The sequence below is a fragment of the Acidovorax sp. Leaf73 genome (genome assembly GCF_916855635.1).
Lineage (GTDB): Bacteria > Pseudomonadota > Gammaproteobacteria > Burkholderiales > Burkholderiaceae_C > Acidovorax > Acidovorax facilis.
In genome coordinates this window covers 106,013-128,428 of record NZ_CAKASI010000005.1, presented here as the reverse complement: position 1 = coordinate 128,428, position 22,416 = coordinate 106,013, and the positions used below count along the sequence as shown (strand labels likewise).

At 64.8% G+C, this 22,416-nt stretch carries 17 protein-coding genes; 7 read left to right on the top strand and 10 right to left on the bottom strand.

The window, feature by feature from the left end; all coding sequences use genetic code 11:
* Positions 1–72: 72 nt before the first annotated feature.
* From LPA35_RS17105 to LPA35_RS17095, 3 genes are all read right to left on the bottom strand, one after another.
* Complete coding sequence (locus tag LPA35_RS17105) at positions 73–1,398, bottom strand: TIGR03862 family flavoprotein (RefSeq protein WP_228897765.1); 1,326 nt, start codon at positions 1,396–1,398, stop codon at positions 73–75.
* 107 nt (positions 1,399–1,505) lie between these two features.
* Positions 1,506–5,021, bottom strand: coding sequence for an exodeoxyribonuclease V subunit beta (locus LPA35_RS17100; protein WP_228897764.1), 3,516 nt, complete (start codon positions 5,019–5,021; stop codon positions 1,506–1,508).
* Positions 5,018–7,624, bottom strand: a complete 2,607-nt coding sequence (locus LPA35_RS17095) for a PD-(D/E)XK nuclease family protein (protein WP_228897763.1) — start codon at positions 7,622–7,624, stop codon at positions 5,018–5,020. The genes LPA35_RS17100 and LPA35_RS17095 overlap by 4 nt, the downstream gene beginning before the upstream one ends.
* A gap of 109 nt (positions 7,625–7,733) precedes the next feature.
* On the opposite strand from LPA35_RS17095, the gene trxA reads away from it, so the two are divergent.
* From trxA to LPA35_RS17070, 5 genes are all read left to right on the top strand, one after another.
* On the top strand, positions 7,734–8,066 hold the full coding sequence (gene trxA, locus LPA35_RS17090; protein ID WP_008906761.1) for a thioredoxin TrxA: 333 nt from the start codon (positions 7,734–7,736) through the stop codon (positions 8,064–8,066).
* A gap of 261 nt (positions 8,067–8,327) precedes the next feature.
* Complete coding sequence (rho, locus tag LPA35_RS17085; protein ID WP_055398205.1) at positions 8,328–9,590, top strand: transcription termination factor Rho; 1,263 nt, start codon at positions 8,328–8,330, stop codon at positions 9,588–9,590.
* Positions 9,591–9,862: 272 nt separating this feature from the next.
* A complete protein-coding gene (locus LPA35_RS17080; protein ID WP_008906759.1) occupies positions 9,863–10,117 on the top strand; it encodes a type B 50S ribosomal protein L31 in 255 nt (84 codons plus the stop codon).
* Positions 10,118–10,223: 106 nt separating this feature from the next.
* Complete coding sequence (locus LPA35_RS17075) at positions 10,224–11,924, top strand: hypothetical protein (protein ID WP_228897762.1); 1,701 nt, start codon at positions 10,224–10,226, stop codon at positions 11,922–11,924.
* A 21-nt stretch (positions 11,925–11,945) separates the two neighbouring features.
* A complete protein-coding gene (locus LPA35_RS17070) occupies positions 11,946–13,313 on the top strand; it encodes an MATE family efflux transporter (RefSeq protein WP_228897761.1) in 1,368 nt (455 codons plus the stop codon).
* On the opposite strand, the gene phoR is transcribed toward LPA35_RS17070, so the two are convergent.
* The 7 genes from phoR to pstS all read right to left on the bottom strand — a co-directional run bounded on the left by phoR (position 13,267) and on the right by pstS (position 20,030).
* Positions 13,267–14,610, bottom strand: a complete 1,344-nt coding sequence (gene phoR, locus LPA35_RS17065) for a phosphate regulon sensor histidine kinase PhoR (protein ID WP_218300288.1) — start codon at positions 14,608–14,610, stop codon at positions 13,267–13,269. The two genes, LPA35_RS17070 and phoR, sit on opposite strands and share 47 nt — an antisense overlap.
* Positions 14,611–14,727: 117 nt before the next feature.
* Positions 14,728–15,435, bottom strand: a complete 708-nt coding sequence (gene phoB, locus LPA35_RS17060) for a phosphate regulon transcriptional regulator PhoB (RefSeq protein ID WP_029412769.1) — start codon at positions 15,433–15,435, stop codon at positions 14,728–14,730.
* 21 nt (positions 15,436–15,456) lie between these two features.
* On the bottom strand, positions 15,457–16,158 hold the full coding sequence (phoU, locus tag LPA35_RS17055) for a phosphate signaling complex protein PhoU (protein WP_055398209.1): 702 nt from the start codon (positions 16,156–16,158) through the stop codon (positions 15,457–15,459).
* 11 nt (positions 16,159–16,169) lie between these two features.
* Positions 16,170–16,952 (bottom strand): phosphate ABC transporter ATP-binding protein PstB, encoded by a 783-nt coding sequence (gene pstB / locus LPA35_RS17050; protein ID WP_055398210.1) that lies wholly within the window; start codon positions 16,950–16,952, stop codon positions 16,170–16,172.
* Between the two features lie 57 nt (positions 16,953–17,009).
* On the bottom strand, positions 17,010–17,864 hold the full coding sequence (pstA, locus tag LPA35_RS17045; RefSeq protein WP_055398211.1) for a phosphate ABC transporter permease PstA: 855 nt from the start codon (positions 17,862–17,864) through the stop codon (positions 17,010–17,012).
* A 42-nt stretch (positions 17,865–17,906) separates the two neighbouring features.
* On the bottom strand, positions 17,907–18,896 hold the full coding sequence (pstC, locus tag LPA35_RS17040) for a phosphate ABC transporter permease subunit PstC (RefSeq protein ID WP_228897760.1): 990 nt from the start codon (positions 18,894–18,896) through the stop codon (positions 17,907–17,909).
* Between the two features lie 111 nt (positions 18,897–19,007).
* Positions 19,008–20,030 (bottom strand): phosphate ABC transporter substrate-binding protein PstS, encoded by a 1,023-nt coding sequence (gene pstS / locus LPA35_RS17035; RefSeq protein ID WP_121420530.1) that lies wholly within the window; start codon positions 20,028–20,030, stop codon positions 19,008–19,010.
* Positions 20,031–20,316: 286 nt separating this feature from the next.
* Between pstS and LPA35_RS17030 the strand changes: the two genes are divergently transcribed.
* A complete protein-coding gene (locus LPA35_RS17030; protein ID WP_228897759.1) occupies positions 20,317–21,795 on the top strand; it encodes a Ppx/GppA phosphatase family protein in 1,479 nt (492 codons plus the stop codon).
* Positions 21,796–21,853: 58 nt separating this feature from the next.
* On the top strand, positions 21,854–22,387 hold the full coding sequence (locus LPA35_RS17025) for a hypothetical protein (protein ID WP_228897758.1): 534 nt from the start codon (positions 21,854–21,856) through the stop codon (positions 22,385–22,387).
* Positions 22,388–22,416: the final 29 nt, after the last annotated feature.

The following is a 22,416-nucleotide window of genomic DNA, read 5'->3' as shown; positions in this document are numbered from 1 at the left end:
CTTCGCGATGTCCTCTTGCCTGGCGAGGCCAGGCCCTTCGCCTCAGGCGCAAGCACCTTTCGTTCAGCGTGTTCAAGTTCCGGCAGCTTGGCGCAGCCAGTGCAGCGCGCCCAACCCCGCCACGCGGCCACTGGCCAAGCTGGCCGTGAGCAGATAGCCCCCGGTGGGCGCCTCCCAATCGAGCATTTCGCCCGCGCAGAACACGCCCGGTAAGGCATGGGCCATGAGGTGCGTGTCCAGCGCCTCAAAAGCCACACCACCGGCGGTGCTGATGGCTTCGTCGATGGGCCGTGTGGCCACGACCGTGATGGGCAGTGCCTTGATGGCGTGTGCCAGAGCCACCGGGTCGTTCATGCCGTCCTTGCCCAAGTGTTCATACAGGATGCCCGCCTTGATGCCATCGAGCCCCAGACGGCTCTTGAGGTGGCTGGACAATGAACGTGATCCGCGTGGATGGCGCACTTCCACCAGCACGCGTTCCGGCGTGTGGTCGGGCAGCAAATCCAGATGAAAAGTGGCATGGCCGTGGGCCTCGATCTCATCGCGCAGCAGGTGCGATGCGGCGTAGACCAGGCTGCCCTCGACGCCTGTCGCTGTGGCCACGAATTCACCTCTGCGGCTGAACGTGCGGCCCTGGCTGTCGGTGAAAGCCAGCGCCACCGTCTTGAAGGGCTGGCCGGCAAAACGCTCGACAAAATGGGGCGTCCAGCCCACAGCGGGAACGGGGGTGCGGCCGATCAGCTCCTGCAAGAACGCGCGGCGCGTCTCACCCGCCGGCGCATCGGCGCGCAGCACGTCAAAACCACAGTTGGAGGGCCGCAGCGGCGCCACAGCCACACCGCGCTGCGCCAGCAGCGGCACCCAGGCACCATCCGACCCCAGGCGTGCCCAGCTGCCGCCGCCCAGCGCCAACACCACCGACCTGGCGGCCACAGGCACCTCGCCCGCAGGGGCTGCAAAACGCAGGGCACCATCGTCCGACCAGCCCAGCCAGCGGTGTCGCATGTGGAACACCACGCCCTGCCCGCGCAGGCGCTGCAACCAGGCGCGCAGCAAGGGCGCGGCCTTCATGTCAGCGGGGAACACGCGGCCGGAGGTGCCCACGAAGGTCTCCACACCCAGGCCTTGCGCCCAGGCTCGGACCTCGGGCCCGCCAAATTCCTGCAGCAAAGGTTCGAGCTGAGGCTGGCGCTCTGCATAGCGGCTGACAAACGGAGCATGGGGCTCGGAATGTGTGAGGTTGAGCCCGCCCTTGCCCGCCAGCAGAAACTTGCGCCCCACCGAAGGCATGGCGTCGAACAGATGAACGGCCACCCCCGCCTGGGCCAGCACCTCGGCCGCCATCAGGCCCGCCGGGCCACCGCCGACGATGGCCACATCGCACCGCAAAGTCCCCATAGGCAGGGCTGGTGCGACGGGTGAATCGGAAGGAGAAAGGGTGTGAGACACAGGAGAACCTTGCTAAAAATGGGGGCGTTGCGCGGGTTGGAAGCCCTGGGTGCGGGTCAAAACAAAGAGCCTTGCGCAGAATCTGCAGGCCCCGGCGCGGGGCGTGGACGCTCGGGCTTTGCCGGGGCAGCGGGGGCAGCGGGGGCAGCGGGGGCAGCGGGGGCAGCGGGGGCAGCGGGGGCGAGAGTATGCCCGACGGCGGCAGGGGTGGGCCCGCCGCCTGCCCGCACCAAACGCCCATCGCCTGTGAGGAAGGCCGCGTGCACGGCCTCGCCCGGCATCAGGGCCTGTACGGCTTCTTGGTAGCGCTGCAGTTGCGCCACCAGCGCTTGCTGGCGCTGAGGCTGGGCGGCGCTTTTGTAATCGAGCACCCACCAGCCTGCCACGGCATCATCTGCAGACAGGGCACGGCGTAGCACCAGCCGGTCGATGCGCAGGCTTTGACCCTGGTAATGCAGCGGGGCTTCGTTGATGGCGGTCTGCACCTGCTCCGGGTCCCACGCCCAGGCGCCCTCCCCGGCCAGGATGCCCTGTGCCATGCGGGCTGCCAACTCGGCCGCTGCAGGGGCAATGTCGTGGTCGCTGGCCAGCCGGGCGATGCGCGCAGCAGGCCAGCCGTGGGCGCGCAGGTCGGCCAGCGGGGCACCGGCCACACCGGCCTGCTCCAGCAGCTGGTGCATGGCGTCACCCTGGCGTGACAGGGGGGTGGACTCCGCGTCGCCAGGCATGGCAACGGGCGTAGCACTGGTGGGGTCGGCGGCTGCAGCACCCGGTTTGGTGCGGGCGCTTTGCAGGGCTTCGGGCAGGGGGTGCAGCGCGGCGATGGTGAAGGTGTCGGGGGTCGCACCGGCTTCAGCGGAAAGCGCAGGGGCCGTGCCCGCATCCACCTCGGTCACCAGTGGTGCCAGTCGATTCCACCAACTGCCCGGCGCCGAATTGCTGGGCAACACGGACGACAGCGCCAGGCAATGTTTGGCGCGCGTCATGGCCACGTAGAGCATGTTCAACTCCTCGCGGCTGCGGGCCTGCTGCTCGGCGGCCAGCGCGGCCTCTGCACTGGGCGGCGGGTTCGATTCGCTGGCCAGAAAGACGAAGGCCGATGGCACTGCCTGCTCGCCAGGCCAGTCCACCAGCACGCCCATGGTCTCGGCCTTTTGCGGGCGGGTGTCGGTGTCGAGCAGCAGCACGCAGTCGGCCTCCAGCCCCTTGGCGCCGTGCACCGTCAGCAGGCGAACGGCCTGCGCATCGGCCCGGCCAGGCGCGCGCACGCCGCCCTTCTTCATGGCCCGCACAAACGCATAGGGCGTGAGGTAGCGGCCGCCGTCGTGCTGCAGCGATGCCGCCAGCAGCGCGCGCAGGTTGGCCTGCACTGCCTGGCGCTGGGTGACCGGGGCGGCGGCGGCAAAGCGGGCCAGCACATCGCCATGTTCGTAGATGGCATGCAGCGCATCATGCGGCGGCAGGCTGCCCACCCAGGCCTGGTACTGGGTCAAAACAGCCCCTACCGCCTGATGGTCAAGCCCTAGCAGCTCATTTTTTGATAGCAAATCAAACCAGCTGCTGCCCGCATGCTCGCTCTGGCGGCGCAGCGTGGCCAGGGCCACCAGGGCCTCGTCGCCCAGGCCGAACAGGGGCGACTTGAGCGCGCGGGCCAAAGACAAGTCATGTGTGGGCGAAACCAGCACGTCAAGCAGCGCCACCATGTCCTGCACCTCGGGCGCGTCGAACAGGTCGGCCTTTTCGGGCTGCACACAGGGCAGGTGCAGGGCACGCAGGGCGTCTTGCATGCTGGCCAGGCGATCGCGCTTGCGGGCCAGCACCAGCACCTCTTTGGGTAGCGTGCCGGCGGCAATCTGCGCAGCCACCCAGGCGGCGGCCTGCGTGCACTCGCGCATGCGCTGGGTTTCTTCAGCCTCGTGGCGGGGTTCGGTCAGGCTGTCGCGCCAGGCCAGGGGGTCACGGTCTGCGCCTTGGCTGTCGTCGTCCGCATCGGTGATGGCGGGCAGGCGCAGCAACTGGCCGGGGTGTTTCGATTCGGTGGTGTGGTCGCGGAAGCCAGTGGTCTCGTTCTGCGCCTGGGCCTGGCCCATGACGGCGTTGACCGCGGCAATCACGCCCTGTGCGTTGCGGCGCGTGTGGTCGCAGCTGAGCAGGTCGCCGCGCAGCCCATCGCGCACAAACGCCTGCGCAGCGATGAACACCTGTGGTTCGGCGCGGCGAAAGCGGTAGATGCTCTGCTTGGGGTCGCCCACGATGAACACGCTGGGCGCGGCCGAACCACCGCCCGAGCCCGCATAGCCGGACAGCCACGCGTGCAGCGCCTGCCACTGCAGCGGGTTGGTGTCCTGAAACTCATCGACCAACAGGTGGCGGATGCGCGCGTCCAGCCGCTCCTGCACCCAGCCAGAGAGCACCGGGTCGGCCAGCATGACCAGGGCCGTGCGCTCCACATCGTTCATGTCCACCCAGCCGTGCTGCTGCTTGACGGCCACAAACTGCGCAATCAGGCAGCGCGCCAGCCGGGCCATGCGCTGCTGGTGCTGCCAGGCCTCGTGCTGACGGCGAGCGGTGAGCAGGCGCTGCAACTCGGGCTCGGCCTCCTGCGCGGCGGGGAATTTCTCCAGGTTCTTGGAGAGGCGGTCTTCCTTGGCGACGAACATGGCTTTGCGGAGCATGTCCAGGCGCTGGTTCAGGTCGGTGCAGGCCAGCGCGTCGATGATGGCGTCCGCCGCCTTTTGCGGGGTCTTGTTGGCCTCGGCCCCCAGGGCGCTGGCACGGCCGCGCCAGCGCTGCAGGGCGGCTTCGGTCTGCAGGGCCTCGGCGGGCTCGGCCAAGGCAGCCAGGTCCAGGTAGGCCTGCTGAAAGGGCGGCACGGACGCATCGACCACGCCGGCCTCGTCCGCCAAGTCAAACTCCACCCGCTTGGCCAGTGCCGCTGCCAGCGCCTTGTGCGTTTGCGAGCGGCCATGGCGGGCTACCACGGCTTCGTAGTCGGCGCGCAGGCTGGCGCTGTCGGCCACGGTCTGCAAGAACGGCGGCCACACCTCGCGCACGGCCTCGGCGTCGTCTTCCAGCAGCTCAAAGTGCGCGGGCAGGCCTTGCTGTTGCAACAGCGCCAGCGGGGCCGTGCCCAGCAGCGCGGCAAACCAGCTATGGAATGTGCGGATCTGCACCGGGCGGCCAGCCTCCAGCAACTGGCGGTATAAATTTTGTAGCGCCTCGCGCTTGTCCAGTGAGCCCTGGGGGCTGATTCCGCGTGCAGTCAGCTCTGCCGTCAGCTCCTCCAGCGGCTTGTGGCTGAACTGTTCCAGCCACTCTTGCAGGCGCTGGCGCATTTCGCCTGCGGCCTTTTTGGTAAAGGTGATGGCCAGGATTTCGTGCGGCGCGCAGTCGTCCAGCAGCGCCCGCAGCATGCGCGAGACCAGCATCCAGGTCTTGCCCGCGCCCGCGCAGGCTTCCACCGCCACGCTGCGGGCGGGGTCGCAGGCAATGGCGTAGAACGCCTCGCGGGAGACGGGGCGGCCGTTGTGTTCGTAGGCGGCCTGGGTGGCCTGGAGAATGCTCTCGGTCATGGCGTCTCTGGCACGGGCAGCACCTGCTCGGCGTCTGCCCAATAGTCTTTGCGGCACAGGCCGCGCACGGCGCAGAACTCGCACACCGAGCCCTCACCCAGCGCAGGCAGCGGGGCCCCAGCGGCGATGCGGGCCATGTCGTGCTGGATGCCTTCGATCAGCACATCGCGCAGGTGCACCACTTCGTCCTGTTCGTGTATCTGTGTCTCGCCGCGCTCGCCCACGTTGACGTAGGCAGCGCGCAGGGTGTCGTGGCTCAGCAGGGCGGCGTAGAAGGCCAGTTGCGTGTCCTCCGCTCCGCTCTTGATGCGCTGGCGGGTCACGCTGTCGCTTTCGGTTTTGTAGTCAATCACCAGCACCGTGGGCTCGCCGGTAGACGAGACACCATCGATGCGGTCGAGGGTGCCGACCAGCTCCAGATCGCCCAGCGGCTGGCGCGCCTTGACCTCGGCCTGGCGGAAGGTGGCGCCCTGCTGCTCGTGCCCTGCCAGCCATTGCAGGTAGCCGTCGCGCAGTTGCGCCCAGCCTGCGGCAAAGGGCAGAAAGTCTCCGTCTTGCAGCCGCTGTTCGCGGGTGACAGCCTCGGCGGCGGCGTCCATGCGGGTGCGGCGCTCGTCCGGGTGGTCGGTGGGCTCAGCCAGCAACGCCTCGTGAAAGTACTGCAGCACGGCGTGCAGCCAGTTGCCAAAGTCGCGCTTGTCCACTTCGGCATCCAGTTCGTCGGCCTCGCGCAGACCCAGCTGGCGCTGTGCAAAGAAGCGGTACGGACAATGGCGCAGGTCGGAATACGCGGTGGACGACAGGTGCGCCACCGGCAACGCCTGGCCCACGGGCTGGGGACGCAGCGTTGGGGCGGCGGCCACGGCACGGGCCGCACGGTCGTCCGTGCCGGGTGTAGCGGCGCCATCCAGTTGCAGGGCCAGCACCAGGGCGCTGGCCAGCAGGGGCTCGCCGCCCTCATCGCCGGTGCGCCACAGCACGTCCACCACGGGCGTGCGCAGGGCGTGGGCCCAGGCGGCCCGCTGGGCGGCCTCCAGCGACTGGCGTGTGGGCAGGCCCCAGGCCTCGCGCTGAGCCTGCGACCAGTCGCCCGCAGGCTCCGGCGCGGCTTGCAAACGCTTTTCATCGCAGCCCGGCAGCACGGCGGCGGCAAAGGGACGGGCCAGCAGTTGCGGCAGGGGCACCACCACCACGGGCGCATCGGCGGTCTGCGCGGCCACGTAGCGCCCGGCTTCGAGCACGTCCTTGGCCCAGCGGGTGAATTCGGCCAGCGTCATGCGCCGGCCCGCGCTGTCGCCCCAGGCGTCCAGCTCGGCCTGCTGGCCGTCTTGCAGGCGCAGGGCCGCCAGCACACGCATGCCGGCCGGGTCGGCCGAGAGTCCCTGCCACTGGCCGGCTTGCTCCAGCACGGCGCGCAGGGCGGGCAGCCACTGCGCCAGGGGGCGCGCGGTGCGCAGGGTGTCGCGCCAGGCCTCCACCGTGGCCACGGTGCGGGCCAGGTGGGGCTGGGCACTCAGGTCGCGGGCAGCAGCAGCGCTCCAGTGCTGCACCACGCCCTTGCGCAGCCATTGCTCCAGCCGATTCACCTCGACCGGCATCAGCGCAGGGGTGTGTTTGATCCAGTCCAGCACCGCGTTGGAAGAGGCGTTCCACGCCGCAGCCTGCAGCGCGGCCATGACCCGCGAAGCGGCGCGTGTGGTCGAGAGAATCCAGCCACTTTCATCACGCACCAGCACGCCGCTGCTGTCCAGGTGGGCGAGCACGCGGCGGATCAGTGCGCGGTCGGTGGCGGCCAGCGCGACGGGCACCCGGCCATCTCGCACATGGGCCAGCACGCAGGCAGCGGCGCGGTGGGCTTCGTCTTCGGCATCGGTGGCGGCATGCAGAGAGCGTTTTGGCGGCGCGGGAGCTTCATCGACCAACGCTGGCAGCGCAACACAAGCCCCCCACTCGCCCCAATGGGACAGCAGGGCCTGGGGCAGCGCGTCGGATTGAAAGCCTTCGAGCACCACCAGCGCATCCACCGCCGCGCGCACACCGGGCTCGAACAGCACATCGGTGGCGTGGCGCGAGGCCAGCACCCATTCCAGCGCCAGACGCGCCACCAGGGCCTCGTAATGCAGGCTGCTGCCCTCGTCGGCGGTGGCCAGCAGTTTGCGGGCCTCGTCGCCCCAGGCCGCGCGCTGCGCCGGGGGCACAGCGGCCAAGGCGGGGGCCAGTTGGGCGGCGGCTTCTTGCAGGGGCGTGGCCAGCATCTCGCGCTGAGCGCCCTGCCCCACACGATCGAGCAAGGCGCGGGCCGTGAGGGTGTCGCGCGCCACGTCGCCCGCAAAGTCGTCGGCCGAAGGCTCAAACACCTGCAACTGGCGGGCCCAGTTGCGGGTGGTTTCAAAGCGCGGCGCAAAGCCTTGCGGAAACTGCAGCGCCCAGTGGCGCTGGGCCCAGGGCATGAGCTGGGCGTAGGGCACCAACACCACTGTGCGCGCCAAATGGGCGCCATGGGCCTGGGCATGTGCGGCCACCTGCGCCAGAGCACGTTGCCACAAGGCGGTGCTGGCGACAGCAAACCCACTGGTTTGATCGCTTTTCGCTATGACTGTCATAGCGTCGCAAGGCCCGGCCACACCGGTGAACGTGGGATTGGTTTCTGTCACAATGCCCAGACTTTAAACGTACACCGGTCACAACCCGCTCAAAATCAAGGAATCCGCCATGGCCAGCGAACTCATCAAACATGTCTCTGACGCCAGCTTTGAAGCCGACGTGCTGCAACCCGGCTCCGCCGTGCTGGTGGACTACTGGGCCGAATGGTGCGGCCCCTGCAAAATGATTGCCCCCATCCTGGACGAAGTGGCAGGCACCTACCAGGGCAAGCTGCAGATCGCCAAGATGAATGTGGACGAAAACCGCGAGATCCCCGCCAAGTTCGGCATTCGCGGCATTCCCACACTGATGCTGTTCAAGGACGGCCAGCTGGCCGCCACCAAGGTCGGCGCCATGAGCAAGGCGCAACTGACCGCCTTCATCGATCAGCAACTGGCCTGATCCGCACCCACAACCCCGCGCCTGCCCATGCACGCGGGGTTGTTTGTTTTCACGACACCACTTGCAGCGCCAGACACAGACCGAATTCGGATCCCGTGAATCTCCCGCTTTTTTTCCTGTCATAATTCCCTCAGATCACCGGCCTGCACGCATTGGCAGCCGGACCGAGATCCCCGGCGAGCCAGACCTGCAAACAGCAGCCCATCTGGCACCAGCCCTCCTCCCCCAAGATTCATACCAGCTCCGCCAAGGAGTCATTCCATGCACTTAAACGAACTCAAGGCACTGCACGTGTCTGAAGTCCTGAAGCAAGCCGAAGAACTCGAAATCGAAAATACCGGCCGCATGCGCAAGCAGGAGCTGATGTTTGCGATCATCAAGAAGCGGGCCAAGACCGGGGAACAAATCATTGCCGATGGCGTGCTGGAAATTTTGCCCGACGGTTTCGGCTTCCTGCGCAGCCCGGACACGAGCTTTACCGCCAGCACGGACGACATCTACATCAGCCCGAGCCAGGTGCGCCGTTTCAATCTGCACACCGGCGACATGATCGAAGGTGAAGTCCGCACACCCAAAGACGGTGAGCGCTACTTCGCCCTGAACAAGCTCGACTCCGTCAACGGCGGCCCGCCGGAGCAGAACAAGCACAAGGTGATGTTCGAGAACCTGACGCCCCTGTTCCCCAAGGAACAGATGAAGCTGGAGCGCGACTTCAAGGGCGAAGAAAACATCACAGGCCGCATCATCGACATCATTGCGCCCATCGGCCGTGGCCAGCGCGCGCTGATCGTCGCCCCGCCCAAGAGCGGCAAGACGGTGATGATGCAGCACATCGCCCACGCCATCACGGCCAACAACCCCGACGTGCACCTGATGGTGCTGCTGGTGGACGAGCGCCCTGAAGAAGTGACCGAAATGCAGCGCACGGTGAAGGGCGAGATCATCGCCTCCACCTTCGACGAGCCCGCCGCCCGCCACGTGCACGTGGCCGAGATGGTGATCGAGCGCGCCAAGCGCCTGGTCGAGCTGAAGAAGGACGTGGTCATCCTGCTGGACTCCATCACCCGCCTGGCGCGCGCCTACAACAACGTCGTGCCCTCCAGCGGCAAGGTGCTTTCGGGCGGTGTGGACGCCGCCGCACTGCAGCGCCCCAAGCGCTTCTTCGGCGCCGCGCGCAAGGTCGAAGAAGGTGGCTCGCTCACCATCATCGCCACCGCGTTGGTCGACACCGGCAGCCGCATGGACGAAGTGATCTTTGAAGAGTTCAAGGGCACGGGCAACTGCGAAATCCACCTGAACCGCCGCCTGTACGAAAAGCGCGTGTTCCCCGCCATCGAGCTCAACAAGAGCGGCACGCGCCGCGAAGAGCTGCTGCTGGCGCCCGAGATCCTTCAAAAGACCCGCATCCTGCGCCAGTTCATGTACAACATGGACGAGATCGAGTCGATGGAGCTGATGATCAAGAACATGAAGGCCACCAAGACCAATGTGGACTTCTTTGACATGATGCGAAGAGGAGGGTGACAACCCTCTGAGGCGCTTTCGCGCCTTCCCCCTTCTCTCGAATTGCTGCGCAATTCAGGAAGGGAGACACCGCCAGCGCGGCGGGGCGGCCCTTGCGCGGCGGTTCTGGCCAAGGCCTTGCCAGTTTCAGCCGTTACGGGCCGTCGCGAAAATGCCATCAAACCGCCTGTGCAATAATAGAGGGCTTTTTCTGCGGAAAGTACGTTGGATGTTCCACGGCGCAAAGGTTGCTCCGGGTTCAGCGCGGCTCCCGCACTTGACAAGGATTGATCATGAAAGAAGGCATTCACCCCAACTACCGCGAAGTCCTGTTCTCGGACCTGTCCAACGGCTTCAAGTTCGTGACCCGTTCGTGCGTGAACACGAAGGAAATGGAAACCTTCGAAGGCAAGGAATACCCGCTGTTCAAGCTGGATACATCCTCTGAATCGCACCCCTTCTACACCGGTACGCAAAAGTCTGTGGACAACATGGGTGGCCGCGTGGAGCGCTTCCGCAACCGTTTCGGCAAGACCGCAGCGAAGTAATTCGCCCTTGCGTTCCCGCCAAAAAGGCAGCCCGGGCAACCGGGCTGCCTTTTTCTGTTGGTTTTGCCCTTATTCTCGGTGGCTTCGCTTTGCCGCCCTCTGACGCGTGAATCCACCGACCCCCGCCATCGTTACCCAGAACGCTGTCAGCCCCCTGCCACGCTGGGCACTGGTACTGCTGTGTATTGCCTATGTCGTGCCTGGCTTCGTGGGGCGCGACCCGTGGAAAAGTGCGGATGTCACGGCGTTTGGCTACATGCTGGAGCTGGCCCACGGGCGCACGCCCTGGCTGAGCCCCCTGCTGGGCGGCATGCCCCCGGAAACCGAAGGACTGCTGCCGTACTGGCTGGGCGCTTGGGCAATTCAGCTGGCGCCCCAGTGGGTTTCTGCCGAGATGGCGGTGCGCCTACCCTTCGCACTCCTGCTGGTCATCACCCTCATTGCCACGTGGTACGCCGTCTACTACCTCGCCCGCAGCCCCGGCGCCCAGCCTGTGGCCTTTGCCTTTGGGGGCGAAGCCAATCCACCCGACTACGCCCGCGCCATTGCCGATGGCGGGTTGCTGGCCTTGATTGCCTGCCTGGGCCTCGCGCAGCTCTCGCATGAGGTCACCAGCTATCTGGTGCAGCTCAGTTGCACGGCGCTGATCTTCTTTGCGGTTGCAGCCATGCCCCACCGCACCGTAGCCCCTGCCGTGGCGCTGGCCGCAGGCATGGTGGGGCTCACGCTGGCAGGCGCTCCGGCGCTTGCAGCATTGCTGGGACTGGGCAGCATGGTGGTGGTGGTGTATGCGCCAGGCAGCCAGACAGACCATCGCCTGCGCTGGGCCCTGGCCCTCGGGGCAATCACGTTGGCAGCAGCGCTGATCGCCTGGGGGCTCGATCTCTGGCGCTGGCGAATTGTGGATTCCGGCTCAGGCGGCAAGGAATGGCAGAGCCTGGCGCGGCTACTGCTGTGGTTTGGATGGCCCGCCTGGCCCCTGGCCCTGTGGACGCTATGGCGCTGGCGCAAGCAGATCATCAGCCGCCAAGGGCACAGGCACCTGCTGCTCCCGCTGTGGTTCTCGGCAGTCTCCATTGCCGCCACCATCACCACCCAACCCGCAGACAGGGCCCTGCTGCTGGGGCTGCCGGCCCTGGCGGCACTGGCAGCGTTTGCACTGCCCACGCTGCGGCGCAGTGTGGGGGCGCTGATCGACTGGTTCACGCTGCTGTTCTTCACCGTTTCTGCGCTGGCGATCTGGGTGATCTGGATTGCCATGCAAACGGGCGTTCCCGCCAAGCCTGCAGCCAATGTGGCCAAGCTGGCCCCTGGTTTTGTGCCGCAGTTTTCCGCACTGGCACTTGTCGTGGCCCTGGCGGCCACCGTGGGCTGGTGCAGCTTGGTGTGGTGGCGCGCCGCGCGCAACCGGGCGCCCATCTGGAAGAGCCTGGTGCTGCCAGCCAGCGGCGCTGCGCTGGGCTGGCTGCTGCTGATGACTTTGTGGCTGCCGCTACTGGACTACGCCCGCAGCTATCGCCCCCAGGTTCGCAGTGTGATGGCCGCACTGGGCCCATCCCCGGGCTGTGTGCAGACGGTAGGGTTGAACCGTGCCCAGGTGGCGGCTCTGCAGTACCACGGTGGCCTATCGCTGCAGAGGGCGGGCCTGCAGGACGAGTGCGACTGGCTGGTGGCTGACATCGCCTCCTGGCCTCCGTCCGAGCGCATGGTGAATGTGGCGCGCTGGGAAGCCCGGGCCACCATTCCACGCCCCACTGACAAGAACGATCACCTCCTGGTGTTTCACCGTGCGGGGCCTGCACGCTGATGCCCGAATGATGCCGGAGTAATGTCGGAGCTTTCGACCATCTCGCGCCACGCCATCACGGTGCTGGCCGGGCAACTGGCGGTGATGGCGTTTGGCGTGACAGACACCATCGTCGCCGGGCGCCATGGAGAAGCCTCGCTGGCGGCACTCTCGGTGGGCAGCGCCATCTTCATCAGCGTGTATGTGGCGCTGATTGGCGTGCTGCAGGCGCTGCTTCCGGTGTGGGCCGAGTTGCGCGGCGCCCGGCAGACCGACGGCCTGGGCCGGTCTCTGCGGCAGTCGCTGTACCTGTGCGGCGCGGCCTCGCTGGTGGGCATGGCCATCCTGCTGTCCCCCGCACCTCTGCTGCGCTGGACCGAGGTGCCGCCAGCCCTGCGCACCGAGGTGGAGAGTTACCTGGCCGTGCTGGCCCTGGCACTGCCGCCTGCCCTGCTTTTTCGCATCTACAGCACCTTGAACCAGGCACTGGGCCGCCCCAAGCTGGTGACCTGGCTGCAGGTGGGCTCGCTGTTCATCAAGCTGCCACTGTCGATCTGGTTCACCTTTGGCGGCGCAGGGCTGCCTGCGCAAGGCGTGGTGGGATGCGCGTGGGCCACCCTGGTGGTCAACGGCAGCATGCTTGCGCTGGCCATCTGGCTGCTGCGCACGCAGGACATCTATGAACCCCTGCGCATCTGGCGCCGTATGGAGCCCCCGCACTGGCCCACCATTGCGGGCTTTGCCCGCCTGGGCATCCCGGCCGGTCTGGCTGTGATGGTGGAGGTGACGTCGTTCACGCTGATGGCGTTGTTCATTGCACGCCAGGGCACCACCGCATCGGCGGCGCACCAGATCGCGGCCAATGTGGCGGCTGTGCTCTACATGGTGCCGCTGTCGCTGGCGATCGCCACAAGTGCCCGCGTCAGCTACTGGCTGGGCACTGGCGATCCAGCACGCGCGCGCAAGGTGGTTTTTATAGGTTTTAGGCTTTCAGCGCTTATTGGTATTGCGCTAGCAGCTATATTATTGATAGCAAAAAATCACATTGGCGGTTTGTATTCCACCAACACCGGCGTGGTGGCCCTGACGGGCGGGGTCATCGCGTGGGTCGCTGCGTACCACGCAGCCGATGCACTGCAGACGCTGTGCGTGTTTGTCTTGCGCTGCTACCGCATCACCGTGGCGCCGCTGGTGGTGTATTGCGTGTTGCTGTGGGGTGCGGGCTTGGGGGGCGGCTACCTGCTGGCCTACCGGGGCCTGGGGCCTTGGGCAGCGGAGCCATCGCCCACACCCTTCTGGGCCGCAAGCGCGGTGGCGCTGTGGCTCACTGCCGCGCTGTTCCTGGCCATGCTGTGGCGTGCGGTCAGACCGGCAGCGAAAACCCGCGCAACCGGTTCGCAGGGAAGGTGACCGAGAACACCGAGCCCTTGCCCAGGGTGCTGGCAATGTCCAGCGTGGCACCGTGCCGCTGCAGCACATGCTTGACGATGGCCAGCCCCAGGCCGGTGCCACCGGTCTCGCGGGAGCGGCTGCGGTCCACGCGGTAAAAACGCTCTGTCAAACGCGGAATGTGTTCAGGTGCGATTCCTGGGCCTGTGTCCTGCACCGAGAAAACTGCGCAGCCATCTTCCATGCGGTGCCACGCCACCGTGATCACCCCACCCGCAGGCGTGTAGCGCACCGCATTGCTGATGAGGTTCGACAATGCGCTTTGCAACTCGGTGGGCACGCCTGCAATGTCGCCCTCGGCATGCAACGCGTCCTTCGACGGAAACACCATGACATGCTGGCGCGGCTGGTTTTGCGAGAGCACGGCCGACAGTGCACGCCCCTCCTCCTCGCACCGCTGCATGAGCGCCTGCACGGGCGTCCACTCCGCCATGCCCGGTGGCGGACTGCCCTCCAGGCGCGACAGGGTCAAAAGGTCTTGCACCACACTTTGCATGCGCAGCGCTTGCTGGGCCATCATGCCCAGGTAGCGCGAGCGCTCGTCGGCACTCAGGGGCAAGGTCTGCAGCGTTTCGACAAAACCGGTCAGCACCGTCAGGGGCGTGCGGATCTCATGGGACACATTCGCCACGAAGTCGCGCCGCATGGCCTCGGCCTGCTCCAGCGCCGTGACATCGCGCGACAGCAGCAGGGTGCGCCCGTCGCCATAGGGGTGCAGATGCACCGAGATGCGCACCGGCCGCGATGGCGTACTGAATCGCCCCTCAAGCACCACGTCGTGGTTGAAATCCTGGGCGGCATAGTAGGCCGTGAACTCGGGATCGCGCACCAGGTTGCCGATCGACTGCATCACATCGCGCTGGGCGTCAAAGCCGAACTGGCTGGCGGCCATCTGGTTGCACCACTCGATGCGGCCTTGCGCATCCAGCAGCACCACCCCATTGGGCGTGGCCTGCAGCGCGGCCAGGATCTCCTGCAGCCGGTCCTGGCTGTCGCGGATCTGGGTCTCCTGTCTGCGCAAAAGGCGCCGCGCACGGTCTGCCGCCTCACCCCAGATGCCGCGCATGGCCGGGACTTCGGACAGGTCACCCGTGCGCAGCCAGCGCAGCACACGCGCGCCACGCAGCAGATCCCAGACAAACCAGGCCCACGCCGCCAGGGCGGCGCCCAGGGCTGCGCCCCAGGGACCACCCTGCCACCATCCCAGCCCGCCACCCGCTATCTGCCAGAGCAGGAAATACGAAATACGCCACAGCATGCGGTCAGCAACGCCTTCTCAGAAAAACAGGGGCGCATCCTGTGCGCCCCATCGACAACATCAGGCCCGCGCCCTCAGCACCTGTTCACTCTATCGCTGAAGATCATCACCAGGCTCTCAGGCCTGCAACTGCACCTGGGGCTGGGCGGTGAGCCGGTAGCCCGCGCCACGCACGGTTTCCACCATCACGGAGGCGGCGCCCAGGGCTTCGCGCAGGCGCTTGACGTGCACATCCACCGTCCGCTCCTCGATGAAAACATGGTCACCCCACACCTTGTCGAGCAATTGTGAGCGGCTGTGCACACGTTCGGCGTGTTTCATGAGAAAGTGCAACAGCTTGAACTCGGTGGGGCCCACCTTGAGCGGCTGCCCCTGGAAGGTCACGCGGTAGGTGCCGGCGTCGAGCACCAGCTCGCCAATGGTCACGCTGTCGCTGACCTGCTCGGGAGCACGACGGCGCAGCACGGCGCGGATCCGCGCCAGCAGCTCCTGCGTGGAGAACGGCTTGGTGATGTAGTCGTCGGCACCCGCATCGAGCCCGGCGATCTTGTCGGGTTCATCGCCCCGGGCCGTCAACATCAGGATCGGGATCGGCTTGGTGCGGCTGTCCGCACGCCACTTGCGTGCCAGCGACAAGCCGCTTTGCCCCGGCAGCATCCAGTCGAGCAGGATGACATCCGGCAGCACGGCATCCAGCTCGCGCTGGGCCGAGTCACCGTCTTCCGCCCAAAAGGGCTGGAATCCGTTGTGGCGCAGATTGACTGCAATCAACTCGGCAATCGCAGGTTCGTCCTCAACGATGAGGACGCGTGGGAGCTTTCTCATAGTTTTGCCAAAGCTCTTTTTTTACAGAACGGCTGACTCGATCTCATCGAGGGCAGTGTGGCGCACATCCTTGCCCTTGACCAGATAGATGATCAACTCAGCCACGTTCTTGGAATGGTCGCCGATGCGCTCAATCGCCTTGGCCAGGAACAGCAGGTCCAGGCTGGGGGAGATAGTGCGCGGGTCTTCCATCATGTAGGTGATGAGCTTGCGCACGAATCCATCGAATTCCTTGTCGATCAGGTCGTCTTCCTTGAGGATGGCCACCGCCGCCTTGACGTCCAGGCGCGCAAAAGCATCCAGCGTCTTGCGCAGCAGGCCCGACGCCAGCTCGGCTGCCGTGCGCAGGTCGCTCGACGGCAGCGAGCGCGGTGCACCACTCTCGATGATGGAGCGCACCATACGGGCCATCTTGTTGGCCTCATCACCCATGCGTTCGAGGTTGGCTGTGGCCTTGGAGAAGGCCAGCAGCAGGCGCAGGTCGCGCGCCGTCGGCTGACGGCGGGCGATGATGGACGACAGCTCCTGGTCGATCTCGACTTCCATCGCATTGATACGGGTTTCCATCGAGGCGACGGTCTCCACGGCCTCCAGGCTGAACTGCGACAGGGCGTATACCGCCTGGCGAATCTGCGATTCCACCAGGCCACCCATCTCCATCACACGGGCGGAGACGCTGTTGAGTTCGCTGTCGAACTGGGACGAAAGGTGTTTATCGGGCATCTGCTGTCTCCTTAGCCGAAACGGCCGGTGATGTAGTCTTCGGTTTCCTTGCGCTCGGGCTTGAAGAAGATCTGCTCGGTGGCACCGAACTCGATCATTTCGCCCAGGTACATGTAGGCCGTGTAGTCGCTGCAGCGGGCAGCCTGCTGCATGTTGTGCGTCACGATGGCAATCGTGTAGTCATGCTTGAGTTCGTCGATCAGCTCTTCGATCTTGGCAGTGGACAGCGGGTCCAGCGCCGAGGTGGGTTCGTCAAGCAGCAGCACAGAAGGCTTGACCGCCACGCTCCGTGCAATGCACAGGCGCTGCTGCTGTCCGCCGGAGAGCGACAAACCGCTTTGGTGCAGCTTGTCCTTCACCTCGGTCCACAAGGCGGCCTTGGAGAGCGCCCATTCCACGCGGTCGTCCATCTCGCTTTTGCTCAGGCTTTCGTAGAGCTTCACACCGAAGGCGATGTTGTCGTAGATGGACATGGGAAACGGCGTGGGTTTCTGGAACACCATGCCGATGCGGGCGCGCAGAAGGTTGATGTCCTGCTTGGGGTCCAGGATGTCCTGGCCGTAGAAGTTGATGGTGCCTTCGGCACGCTGGCCCGGGTACAGGCTGTACATGCGATTCAAAGTCCGCAGCAGGGTGGACTTGCCACAGCCCGAGGGGCCAATGAAAGCAGTCACCTTGTGCTCGGCAATGTTGAGGCTGACGTTGCGCAGCCCCTGAAACTTGCCATAGAAGAAGCTGAGGTTGCGAAGTTCCAGCGCATTCTTGCTGGGGGTGACGGTAGCGGTGGCGTTCATTGTCAAATCCTGAAAATGGAGGCTGTCTGGGTGGTGTCTGCGTAATGGGCCGACAGATCAGGCACGGCTCTTCTCGCGCAGGAAAACCCGCGCCACGATGTTGAGGATCAGCACCGACAACGTGATGAGCAAAGCCCCACCCCAGGCCAGGCGCACCCAGTTTTCGTAAGGGCTCAGGGCAAACTGGAAGATCACCACCGGCAGGTTGGCCATGGGGGCATTCATGTTGGTGCTGAAGAACTGGTTGTTGAGCGCCGTGAACAACAGCGGCGCAGTCTCGCCGCTGATGCGGGCCACAGCCAGCAGCAAGCCCGTCATCACGCCACTGCGCGCAGCACGCAGGGTGACCATGGTGGACACTTTCCAGCGTGGTGCACCCAGTGCAAAAGCAGCCTCGCGCAGACTGCCGGGCACCAAGCGCAGCATGTTCTCGGTGGTACGGACCACCACAGGCACGGCGATCAGCGACAAGGCCAGGCTACCGGCCCAACCTGAGAAGTTGCCGACCGTCGCCACGGCAATGGCATAGACGAACAGGCCCAGCACAATGGAGGGCGCGGACAACATGATGTCGGTCACAAAGCGGGTGAGTTCAGCAGTCTTGCTCTGGTCGCCGTATTCCGCCAGGTACACGCCAGCCAGTACACCAATCGGTGTGGATACCAGCACGGTAAAACCTACCATCATGAGGCTACCGACGATGGCATTGGCCAGCCCGCCGCCTTCCGATCCGGGCGCCGGCGTGGACTGGGTGAACATGTTCCAGTCCAGCGCAGCAAAGCCGTTGGACAGCAGAACGCTCAGGATCCAGAGCAGCACGAACAGACCCAGCACCATCGCCCCCAGGGAAAGGGTTAGCCCGATGGCGTTGGAGCGCTGGCGCTTTTTGTAGAGTTGTTGGTTGAATTCCATGGAGCTTGTCTCAAAAGAGGTTCATGGTCAGGGCATGAGGACTCAAAGGCCCTTGGCCTTTTCAGCACGCAGCATCAGGATCTTGGCGGCCGAAAGCACCACGAAGGTGATCACGAACAGCAGGAAACCCAGCGCGAACAACGTGGAAAGATGGAAGTCAGCCGCCTCGCCGAACTCGTTGGCCAGCGTAGAGGCAATCGAGGTTCCCGGCGAAAAGAGGGATGTCGGCATGCGGTTGGCGTTGCCGATCACAAAGGTCACAGCCATGGTCTCCCCCAGAGCGCGGCCCAGGCCCAGCATGATTCCGCCTATAACGCCCTTCTGGGTGTAAGGCAGCACCACGCGGCGCACCACTTCCCAGGTCGTGCAGCCCAGGCCATAGGCAGACTCGCGCAGGATGGGCGGAACAATCTCGAACACGTCGCGCATCACCGCCGCCACAAACGGCAGCACCATGAACGCGAGCACGATACCGGCCGCCAGGATGCCAAAGCCGTTGGTGCTGCCGCCAAACAGAAAGCCCACCAGCGGCATGGAGCCCAGCAGCTTTTGCACCGGCATCTGGAAGTAATCGGCAAACAGCGGGGCAAAGACGAACAAACCGAACATGCCGTAGATGATCGAGGGAACGGCCGCCAACAGCTCCACTGCGGTGCCCAGGGGGCGCCTCAGCCAGACCGGGCAGGTTTCCGTCAGAAAAAGGGCAATGCCAAAAGCCAGAGGCACCGCAATCAGCAGCGCAATGCCAGCACTGGCCAGGGTGCCGACGATGGCAATCGCAGCACCGAACTCTTCATTGATGATGTCCCATTCCACGCGCCAGATGAACTGGACACCGAACTTATGGAACGTCGGCCAAGCGTAGATGAACAGAGAGACGATGATCCCCAGCAGCGCCGCCAGCACCAGCAGCGAAAGACTTTGGGTCAACCGATGAAAAAAGATGTCCTGAAGACGCTGCCGCCTGGCAATCGATACCATCGACTCCGTAGGGGCGTCCGTCTTTTTGGCGGACCCGGGTTGCGAACTCATGGTGGTTCCCACGCTCATGTTGACTCCCATCTGGCTTCTGGAGATCCCCACAAACCAGCACCCATCGGCCAGCCAAGGCGGCCGATGGGGGGTATTCTGGGGCAGACTGACTTACTTCTTGATCTGCGACCAGACTTTGGAACGGATCTCGGCGGTCAGGCTGTCAGGCAGCGGCACATAGTCCAGCTCCGTGGCCATGCCTTTGCCATTCTTGAACGCCCAATCAAAGAACTTCAGAACTTCAGCCGACTGCGCCTTGTCCGCAGGGTCCTTGTACATCAGGATGAACGATGCGGTGCTGACAGGCCAGCTTTCTGCACCCTTGGCATTGACCATCGAGATGCCCATGCCAGGAACGCTGAACCAATCAGCGCTGGCTGCGGCTGCGGCAAAGGTCTTGTCATCAGGGCTTACGTACTTGCCGTCAGCGTTTTGCAGCTGCAGGAAGTTCATGTTGTTCTTCTTGACGTAGGCGTATTCCACATAACCTACAGCGCCCTTCACGCGGGTCACGTTGGCGGCCACGCCTTCATTGCCCTTGCCACCCACCGACGACGCAGCAGGCCACTTCACGGCAGCGCCCTTGCCCACGGAGTCTGCCCATTCCTTGCTGACAGCAGACAGGTAGTCGGTCCAGTTGAACGTGGTGCCCGAACCATCAGCGCGGTGAACCACGGTGATGTTTTGGTCAGGCAAGGTCTTGCCCGGGTTCAGTGCGGCCAGCTTGGCGTCATTCCACTTAGCGATCTTGCCCAGGAAGATTTCTGCCAGCACAGGGCCCGTCACGCGCAGCTCGCCGGGCTTGAAGCCTTCGAGGTTCACCACCGGCACCGTGCCACCAATGATTGCAGGGAACTGCACCATGCCGTCCTTCTCCAGATCAGCACCGGAAACTGGCGCATCGGATGCACCAAAGGCCACGGTCTTGGCACGAATCTGGCGGATGCCGCCGGAAGAGCCGATGGACTGATAGTTCAGCCCCGTGCCCGTTTCCTTTTTGTAGGCTTCAGCCCACTTGGCGTACATGGGGAACGGGAAGGTTGCGCCAGCGCCGGTGATATCCGCCGCAAAAGCACTGCCTACAGCCATGGAGGCCAGTGCTACAGCGACGGTTTTGAGAAATGTGCGTTTCATTATTCAGTACCTTTTGGCTAGGGTTGACAAGAACAGGCTGAACTCTAGGGCTCCAAGATGACAATTCAGTGACACAACCCTCCCCCATCCCAGCAACTGCAACACAGGCATTCCACCCCCGTCCAACATCAGTAACGTCGTCATTGATTTGTCATACAAGCCGCAGACACTGGCGAAGATCACAGTCTCACGACCAGCCCTCCCGCCGTCTTGGTGGCGATGCGCTTTGCGCGGGCGCACCCAACGCTCGCGGTACCATGCCGAACGAAGCTCCAATCAGAAAAACATGCAGAACGGCACACGCCTCGCCGCAGTCGACCTCGGCTCCAACAGTTTTCGCCTTGAAATCGGGCGTTATGAGTTCGGTCATATCCAGAGGGTGGAATACCTCAAGGAGACCGTGCGCCAGGGCAATGGCCTGGACGAAGACCGCAATCTGACCCGAGACGCCATGGAGCGCGGCTGGGCCTGCCTGGCGCGATTTGGAGAGCGCTTGGCTGGATTTCCGCGCTCGCAGGTTCGCGCCGTGGCCACCCAGACCCTGCGCGAAGCACGCAACCGGGAAGAGTTTCTGTCACGCGGGAGCGAAGTGCTTGGCTATCCCATCGACGTCGTCTCCGGCCCCGAAGAAGCGAGGCTGATCTACCAGGGCGTCGCCCGCCTGCTCCCGCAGTCCGACGAGCGCCGCCTGGTGGTGGACATCGGGGGGCGCTCCACCGAACTCATTTTGGGCCAGCAATTCACGCCCCACGCCGTGGCCTCGTACCGCGTGGGCAGCGTAGCGTGGTCGCAGCGCTACTTTGCCAATGGCGAGTTCACCACGCAGGCGTTCCTGGCTGCCGAAATTGCAGCCAAGGCCGTGCTGGACGAAGCGCTGGAAACCTTCCAGCCAGATGCCTGGGAGGTGGCCTACGGATCATCCGGCACAGCTGGCGCCGTTGGCGACGTGCTTGCAGCTGCGGGCGGCCCCCAAGGCGTCATCACCCGCGAGGGCCTCAACTGGCTGCAGGAACGCCTGCTGCGCGCCCAATCTGCGGATCGCATCCGCCTGGAAGGCCTCAAGGAAGAGCGGCGCGCCGTCATTGGCGGAGGGATCAGCGTACTGCGCGCCGTGTTTGATCTGCTGGACATCGAGCAGATGCAGGTGGCCCAGGGCGCCTTGCGCCAAGGCGCACTCTACGATCTACTGGACCGCGAACAACCCGGAACCGACCTGCGCACCGCCACCGTGAACGGCCTGATGCAGCGGTTTGGCGTGGACATGGAGCACGCGGAACGGGTTGCGCGCACGGCCTGTACGCTGTTTGACCAGGCTACGCCTTTTGGAAGTGAGCGAGCATCGCGCAAGCTCGACTGGGCGGCCCGGCTTCACGAAATTGGTTGCCTGATATCCCATAGCGATTCCCACCGCCATGGCGCCTACATCCTCGACAACACCGACGCAGCCGGATTTGCAGTCCCTGAACTGCACCGCTTGGGCATCTTGGTTCAAGGTCAGCGCGGCAAGGTCCGCAAGCTGGAAGCGGACCTGCAAGACCCCGTCTTCGTGCTTCAACTGCTGAGCATGCGGCTGGCTGTGGCACTGTGCCACGCCCGCCGCGACCCCGACACCCAGGGCTTGTCACTGCAGACTCAAGGCCACCGTTTCATTCTGAAAGCCCGCGCTGGCTGGGCTACGGCGTTTCCACAATCTGCACACCTGCTGCGTGAAGAAATCCAGGCATGGCAGAAGACCCCTTGGGAACTGGTGGTTGACCTTCCCTGAGCATTGGCAATAAACTATATAAACTGTTTATACCGTTTATTGAAAGCGTTTGATTGCCATGACCACTTCAAGCCCCGCCCTGCCCGCAGCCCCCTCGCCCAGCCCCGCCCCCACCACAGTGGCAAAGTCGGTCAAGCCGGCTGCGGCGGCCACCAAGGCTCCCGCCAAAACGGCTGCGGTCGCCAAGCAGCCCCAAAAAGCAGCCCCAAAGCCTGCCTTGGCTTCCAAGAAAAAGGCGTCCACCGCCACGCAAGTGCCACCGAAATTGACCAAGACCCCCCCCGCTCCAGCCGCCGCCCGGGATACCAAGGCCAAGAAGCCCAAGCTGGTGCGCGACAGTTTCACTATTCCCAAAGATGAATACGCAGTCATAGAAACCCTGAAACAGCGCTCGGCTGCTCTCGCCCAGCCCGTGAAGAAAAGCGAGCTGTTGCGCGCGGGCTTGAAGGTCCTGGCCGCCATGTCTGACGCCGCCCTGCGCAGCGCGGTACAGGCAGTACCTTCCATCAAGACAGGTCGCCCCAAGGCGGAAGCCGCGCCTGCGGTTCCGGCGCCCTCCACCAAGACGTCGACCAAAGCCTCGCGCAAGTAACCCCAGCTGTACCGAGGCATACCCTCGGC

Bases quoted from the DNA above. Each gene is read 5' to 3' on its own strand.
- LPA35_RS17105 (WP_228897765.1), bottom strand. From the start codon at position 1,398: ATGGGGACTTTGCGGTGCGATGTGGCCATCGTCGGCGGTGGCCCGGCG.
- LPA35_RS17100 (WP_228897764.1), bottom strand. From the start codon at position 5,021: ATGACCGAGAGCATTCTCCAGGCCACCCAGGCCGCCTACGAACACAAC.
- LPA35_RS17095 (WP_228897763.1), bottom strand. From the start codon at position 7,624: ATGACAGTCATAGCGAAAAGCGATCAAACCAGTGGGTTTGCTGTCGCC.
- trxA (WP_008906761.1), top strand. From the start codon at position 7,734: ATGGCCAGCGAACTCATCAAACATGTCTCTGACGCCAGCTTTGAAGCC.
- rho (WP_055398205.1), top strand. From the start codon at position 8,328: ATGCACTTAAACGAACTCAAGGCACTGCACGTGTCTGAAGTCCTGAAG.
- LPA35_RS17080 (WP_008906759.1), top strand. From the start codon at position 9,863: ATGAAAGAAGGCATTCACCCCAACTACCGCGAAGTCCTGTTCTCGGAC.
- LPA35_RS17070 (WP_228897761.1), top strand. From the start codon at position 11,946: ATGTCGGAGCTTTCGACCATCTCGCGCCACGCCATCACGGTGCTGGCC.
- phoR (WP_218300288.1), bottom strand. From the start codon at position 14,610: ATGCTGTGGCGTATTTCGTATTTCCTGCTCTGGCAGATAGCGGGTGGC.
- phoB (WP_029412769.1), bottom strand. From the start codon at position 15,435: ATGAGAAAGCTCCCACGCGTCCTCATCGTTGAGGACGAACCTGCGATT.
- phoU (WP_055398209.1), bottom strand. From the start codon at position 16,158: ATGCCCGATAAACACCTTTCGTCCCAGTTCGACAGCGAACTCAACAGC.
- pstB (WP_055398210.1), bottom strand. From the start codon at position 16,952: ATGAACGCCACCGCTACCGTCACCCCCAGCAAGAATGCGCTGGAACTT.
- pstA (WP_055398211.1), bottom strand. From the start codon at position 17,864: ATGGAATTCAACCAACAACTCTACAAAAAGCGCCAGCGCTCCAACGCC.
- pstC (WP_228897760.1), bottom strand. From the start codon at position 18,896: ATGAGTTCGCAACCCGGGTCCGCCAAAAAGACGGACGCCCCTACGGAG.
- pstS (WP_121420530.1), bottom strand. From the start codon at position 20,030: ATGAAACGCACATTTCTCAAAACCGTCGCTGTAGCACTGGCCTCCATG.
- LPA35_RS17030 (WP_228897759.1), top strand. From the start codon at position 20,317: ATGCAGAACGGCACACGCCTCGCCGCAGTCGACCTCGGCTCCAACAGT.
- LPA35_RS17025 (WP_228897758.1), top strand. From the start codon at position 21,854: ATGACCACTTCAAGCCCCGCCCTGCCCGCAGCCCCCTCGCCCAGCCCC.